Below are 5,168 nucleotides of genomic sequence, written 5' to 3' on the forward strand. Positions count from 1 at the left end.
GGCAACATGGTCGACCTTGACAGCGACCCGACAAAGCTCATCGAGATCGTGGGCATCGGCAAGCAACTGCTCATGACGCGAGGCGCACTGACCACGTTCTCCATCGCGAATGACGTGGCGAAATACTTCGCGATCATCCCCGCGATGTTCATCGCCTTCTATCCGCAGCTAGAGGCGCTGAACGTGCTCGGCCTTGCCACGCCGCAAAGCGCGATCCTGTCTGCGATCATCTTCAACGCGCTGATTATCGTCGCGCTGATCCCGCTCGCGCTTCGCGGCGTGCGCTACCGTCCCCGTCCAGCCGCGCAACTCCTTCAGCGCAACTTGCTGATTTACGGCCTCGGCGGGATCGTCGCGCCGTTCATCGGCATCAAACTTATCGACATCGCCATCACATCCATCGGACTGGTCTAGAGGCTCGCCATGCTTGCAACACTCCGCCCCGCCCTTGTCATGATTCTTCTCATGACCGCGCTGACCGGGATCGCCTATCCTCTCGCCGTAACCTGGCTCTCTCAAACCGCGTTCCTCGATCGCGCGAACGGCAGCCTCATCATACGCGACGGCCATGTCGTAGGATCGGCGCTGATCGGCCAGACCTTCACCTCGGAGCGCTATTTCCAGGGCCGCCCGTCGGCTACGGTCGCGCCAGACCCGGCCGATCCGTCGAAAACGGTGCCCGCTCCTTATAATGCCGCGAATTCCGCCGGCTCCAATGCGGGGCCGACGGCGAAATCGCTCATCGACCGCGTTCAAACCGGCGTTGCCGAATACCGGCAGGCCAATGGCAGCGCGGGGCCCGTTCCGGCTGACGCGGCCACCACATCGGCAAGCGGTCTCGACCCGCACATCTCGCCCGCGAATGCCGCCGCGCAAGTGGAGCGCGTGGCCACGGCCCGCGATCTGCCGCCCGCTCGCGTGCGGGAGCTTGTCGCGGCGGCCACCGAAGAAAGAACGCTTGGCTTCCTTGGGGAGCGGCGCGTTAATGTGTTGCTGCTCAATCTGGCTCTCGATGATGAGCTGAAAGGAGCGCAGCAGGCTTCCGCCGCTGAGTGAAACCGATGGCCGACGCCAGGGAAACGAACCGGCCTTCGCCGGACGCGCTGCTCGAACTGGCCCGCAATGAAAATCGCGGGCGGTTGAAGATTTTCCTCGGCGCGGCCCCCGGCGTCGGCAAAACCTACGAGATGCTGCTGTCGGCGCGCGCGAAGCGCTCCGAAGGGGCGGATGTCGTCGTCGGCGTTGTCGAAACGCACGGCCGCCCCGAGACGGCGGCGCTTCTCGCCGGTTACGAGATCGTCCCGCGCAGGCCCGTGAGCTACAAGGGCCGCATCATCGAGGAAATGGACCTCGACGCCGTTCTCGCGCGGCGTCCGCAGGTGGCGCTCGTCGACGAGCTTGCCCACACGAACGCGCCCGGCAGCCGACACCCGAAGCGTTATATGGACGTGGAAGAACTGCTGGCTGCCGGCATCGACGTCTACACCACGCTGAACATCCAGCACGTGGACAGCCTGAACGATGTCGTCGCCCAAATCACCCGCATCCGCGTGCAGGAAACGGTGCCCGACTTCGTGCTCGACAAGGCCGACGACATCGAGGTTATCGACCTCGCGCCGGACGAACTGATCCAGCGGCTTCGCGAGGGCAAGGTCTACGTGCCGGAGCAGGCGAAGCGCGCACTTCAGCACTACTTCTCACCGGGAAACCTCACGGCGCTGCGCGAACTGGCTCTGAGGCGGACGGCGCAAAGAGTTGACGAGCAACTGCTCACACACATGAAGGCGCATGCGATCGAGGGGCCTTGGGCCGCCGGTGATCGCGTTCTCGTGTGTATCAGCGAAGACCCTCGCTCGGCCGGGCTGGTGCGCTATACCAAGCGGCTCGCGGATCGCCTCCGCGCGCCGTGGACGGCGCTTTACATCGAGACGCTGCGCAGCCAGGATCTCTCTATCGCCGAGCGCGACCGCATCGCGGATACGCTTCGGCTGGCGGAGCGGCTCGGCGGCCTGGCGGCCACGCTGCCGGGGCGCGGTCGCGTTGCCGATGATGTGATGGACTTCGCGCGCTCCAACAACGTCACGCAGATCGTCATCGGAAAATCGGAGCGCTCGCGCTGGTTTGAAGCGCTGTACGGATCGGTGGTTCACGACCTCGTTCGCCGGTCCGCCAACATCAGCGTGCACGTGATCGCGGGCGATGCGCTGAATAAGGAGACGATCCCGCGCAAGACGGTGCGGACGGTCTCTACGTCGCGCGATACCGATCCGCTCGGCTACGTCGCAGCCATTGTGACGACCGCCGGTGCCGTCATCGCGGCGCATGTTGCGCAGCCCTATGTGGGCGGCGAAACGATCCCGCTCATGTTCCTGATGGGCGTGCTGAGCATCGCCTACTATTTCGGGCTGGGAGCGTCGCTGTTTGCCGCCTTTGCCGCGATGCTTTCGTACAACTTCTTTTTCATTCCGCCGCTTTACACCTTCACCATCGCGGACCCGATCAACATCTCGGCCCTTTTCTTCTTTCTCTTTACCGCGCTTGCCGTCAGCAATCTGACCGCACGCGTCAGGCGACAGGCGGAACTGGCGCGGAACAGGGCCGCGATCACGAGTGCGCTCTACGCCTTCTCGAAGAACCTCGCGAGCAACGTCACTCTCGACGATCTTCTCTGGGCCGCCGTTTCGCAAATCGCGACCTCGCTGAAAGCGGATGTCGTGATCCTGCTGCCGGAGACAGGCGGGCAGTTGAGCGTTGCAGCGGCCTTTCCTCCGGGCGACATGATCGCGGATTCAGACGTCGGCGCGGCCAAATGGTCCCTCGATAACGGCCTTGCGGCGGGCAGAGGAGCGGACACCCTGCCGGGCGCGCGGCGCTTGTTTCTGCCGCTGAGAACCGGGCGCGGAGTCATTGGCGTGGTGGGGCTTGGCCCTGGTTTGCGATCCGATATTCTCCTGACGCCGGACGAAAGGCGCTTGCTCGACGCGCTGATGGATCAGACCGCCGTTGCCATCGAGCGCGTGAAACTCGCGAAGGAGATGGACGACGCACGCGTCGCGGCCGAGGCGGAGCGGCTGCGGGGCGCGCTCCTGACATCGCTTTCGCACGATCTTCGCACGCCGCTCGCCTCCATCCTCGGCGCTGCGAACTCGCTGCGGGAATATGACGCGTTGTTCGACGCGCAGGCGAAATCCGATCTCGTCCTTACCATCGAGGAGGAGGCTCAGCGGATGTCGCGGTTCGTGGCCAATCTGCTCGACATGATGAGGCTCGAATCCGGGGCGGTCAAACTCAGACGCGAGCCGGTCGACGTGACGGAAATCCTTGGCGCGGCCGTGCGGCGAACGGCTCCGCTCCTGAAGCATTGCGCCGTTGAGTTCGATATCGAGCGGGATTTGCCGCTCCTGAACCTCGACCCCGTCCTCATGGAACAAGTGCTCGTCAATCTCCTCGACAACGCCGGAAAATACGCGCCGCCCGGATCAACCATCACGCTGAGAGCCCGGAAGGAAGGTTCCTCGGTCCGCATTTGCGTGATGGACGAGGGGCCGGGCATTCCCGAAGACAAGCTGTCGCTGGTCTTCGAAAAATTCCACCGCGCGGATAACGGAGACCGGCGGCGCGCGGGCACCGGCCTCGGCCTTGCGATCTGTCGCGGCTTTGTGGAAGCCATGGGCGGCGCGATCTCGGCCGCGAACCGCTCCGACCGGACGGGCGCAATCCTCGCGATTTCTTTTCCGGCATCCTCTACCGTGCGGCTTCCTCATGAGCGGAGCGTCACATGACGGTTGCCGATCGCACTCTCGTGCTTGTTGTGGAGGACGAGCCTCAAATCAGGCGGCTCCTGCGCACGAGTCTGGGAGCCAACGGATTTGCCGTCGTTGAAGCGATCAACGGCAAGGCGGCGTTTGAGGCGATCGCGCGCGAGCGGCCCGAAGTCATCCTCCTCGACCTCGGACTGCCCGACATGGACGGCCTTGCGATCATCGGAATGCTGCGAAGTGCGGGCGACAAGACGCCGATCGTGGTTCTTTCAAGTCGCGGCGAGGAAGCGACCAAGGTCGAAGCGCTGGATCTCGGCGCTGACGATTACGTCACGAAGCCGTTCGGCGTGGCCGAGCTGATCGCGCGTCTACGCACGTCGCTGCGCCATCGCGTTCAGGCTGAGGGCGGCGAGCCGGTGTTTGAAAGCGCCGACCTGCGCATAGACCTTGTCCATCGCCGCGTGACGCGTTCAGGCAGCGACGTGAAGCTGTCGCCAAAGGAATACGACATCCTGCGCCTTCTCGCGCTTCATGCCGGGAAAGTCCTGACGCACAAATTCATCATGGCCGAGCTTTGGGGCGCCAACGCCGACGTGCAGTACTTGCGCATCTATGTGCGCCAGCTTCGCGCGAAGATCGAAGCGCACCCGGAGAGCCCTCAGCACATCATTACGGAAACCGGCGTCGGCTATCGTTTGAAGTAGGACGCCGCGTCAGCCTGATGAGAAAGCGACATTGGCGCGGCCTGAGTCAGCGACGGGATTTTCGCGCCGCCGATCATGTCACGGGCGCGCGTTTCCTGCGGATTTCGTCCATCAGGAGGTGAACGTTGCGCAAGTTTGCCCTGAAGAAGAGATCAAACACCGGGCCCGCGATCGGGACGGCGCCTGCCAGTGCATCGATCCAAGCATTCAATGTCATGCGCCGCAGAAGCGCTGAAGATGCGCCCAGCTTTCGCGCCGACGCGATGATCTTGAGCGACAAGGCCAGTCCGACAAGGTCGCCGGCGATGGGCACCAGTCCAATAATCGGATCCCACCCGAAGCGCAGCTTCGTCAGCGGCAGCCTGAACTGAGAGTCCAGCGATCTCGCGAGCCGATCAGTATGATCGAGAGCACGCAAGTACTCAGCAGGGACAGCTTCGTTCGTGGCAGGGATTTGGTATTTCATGCGTCTTCTGGCGGCGGTGCATTTCGCGGCGTGCCCGTGTCACGACCTTACCGGCACACCTCCATCAAGCTCGATGACCTCGAAATGTCCAATGATCTTCTATCATCAAAAGGAACCCGAGGCGAGGCGTAGCCGCAAAGGGCGATTCTCAATCGCCCTTGGTGGGATGCCGGATCGGTCGGGCGGACGCGGTGCGATGGACGCTCCCGCACGGGGAGCGACCGGCACGACCGGCAC

General features: G+C 63.6%; 4 protein-coding genes and 1 pseudogene. 4 read left to right on the top strand and 1 reads right to left on the bottom strand.

Going from position 1 to position 5,168, the window contains the following annotated elements:
* From T281_RS16170 to T281_RS16185, 4 genes and pseudogenes are all read left to right on the top strand, one after another.
* Nucleotides 1-414, top strand: a pseudogene (locus tag T281_RS16170) (potassium-transporting ATPase subunit B); the annotation flags it as partial.
* Between the two features lie 9 nt (nucleotides 415-423).
* Nucleotides 424-1,056 (top strand): potassium-transporting ATPase subunit KdpC, encoded by a 633-nt coding sequence (gene kdpC, locus T281_RS16175; RefSeq protein ID WP_037241910.1) that lies wholly within the window; start codon nucleotides 424-426, stop codon nucleotides 1,054-1,056.
* Nucleotides 1,057-1,061: 5 nt separating this feature from the next.
* Nucleotides 1,062-3,782, top strand: coding sequence for a sensor histidine kinase (locus T281_RS16180; RefSeq protein ID WP_037241911.1), 2,721 nt, complete (start codon nucleotides 1,062-1,064; stop codon nucleotides 3,780-3,782).
* Nucleotides 3,779-4,465 (top strand): response regulator, encoded by a 687-nt coding sequence (locus T281_RS16185; RefSeq protein ID WP_037241912.1) that lies wholly within the window; start codon nucleotides 3,779-3,781, stop codon nucleotides 4,463-4,465. Before T281_RS16180 ends, T281_RS16185 begins: the two co-directional genes overlap by 4 nt.
* A gap of 73 nt (nucleotides 4,466-4,538) precedes the next feature.
* Here T281_RS16185 and T281_RS16190 read toward each other — a convergent pair whose 3' ends face one another.
* On the bottom strand, nucleotides 4,539-4,931 hold the full coding sequence (locus tag T281_RS16190) for a DUF4112 domain-containing protein (RefSeq protein WP_155955313.1): 393 nt from the start codon (nucleotides 4,929-4,931) through the stop codon (nucleotides 4,539-4,541).
* Between the last annotated feature and the right edge of the window lie 237 nt (nucleotides 4,932-5,168).

The organism is Rhodomicrobium udaipurense JA643 (assembly GCF_000636015.1).
Taxonomy (GTDB): domain Bacteria; phylum Pseudomonadota; class Alphaproteobacteria; order Rhizobiales; family Rhodomicrobiaceae; genus Rhodomicrobium; species Rhodomicrobium udaipurense.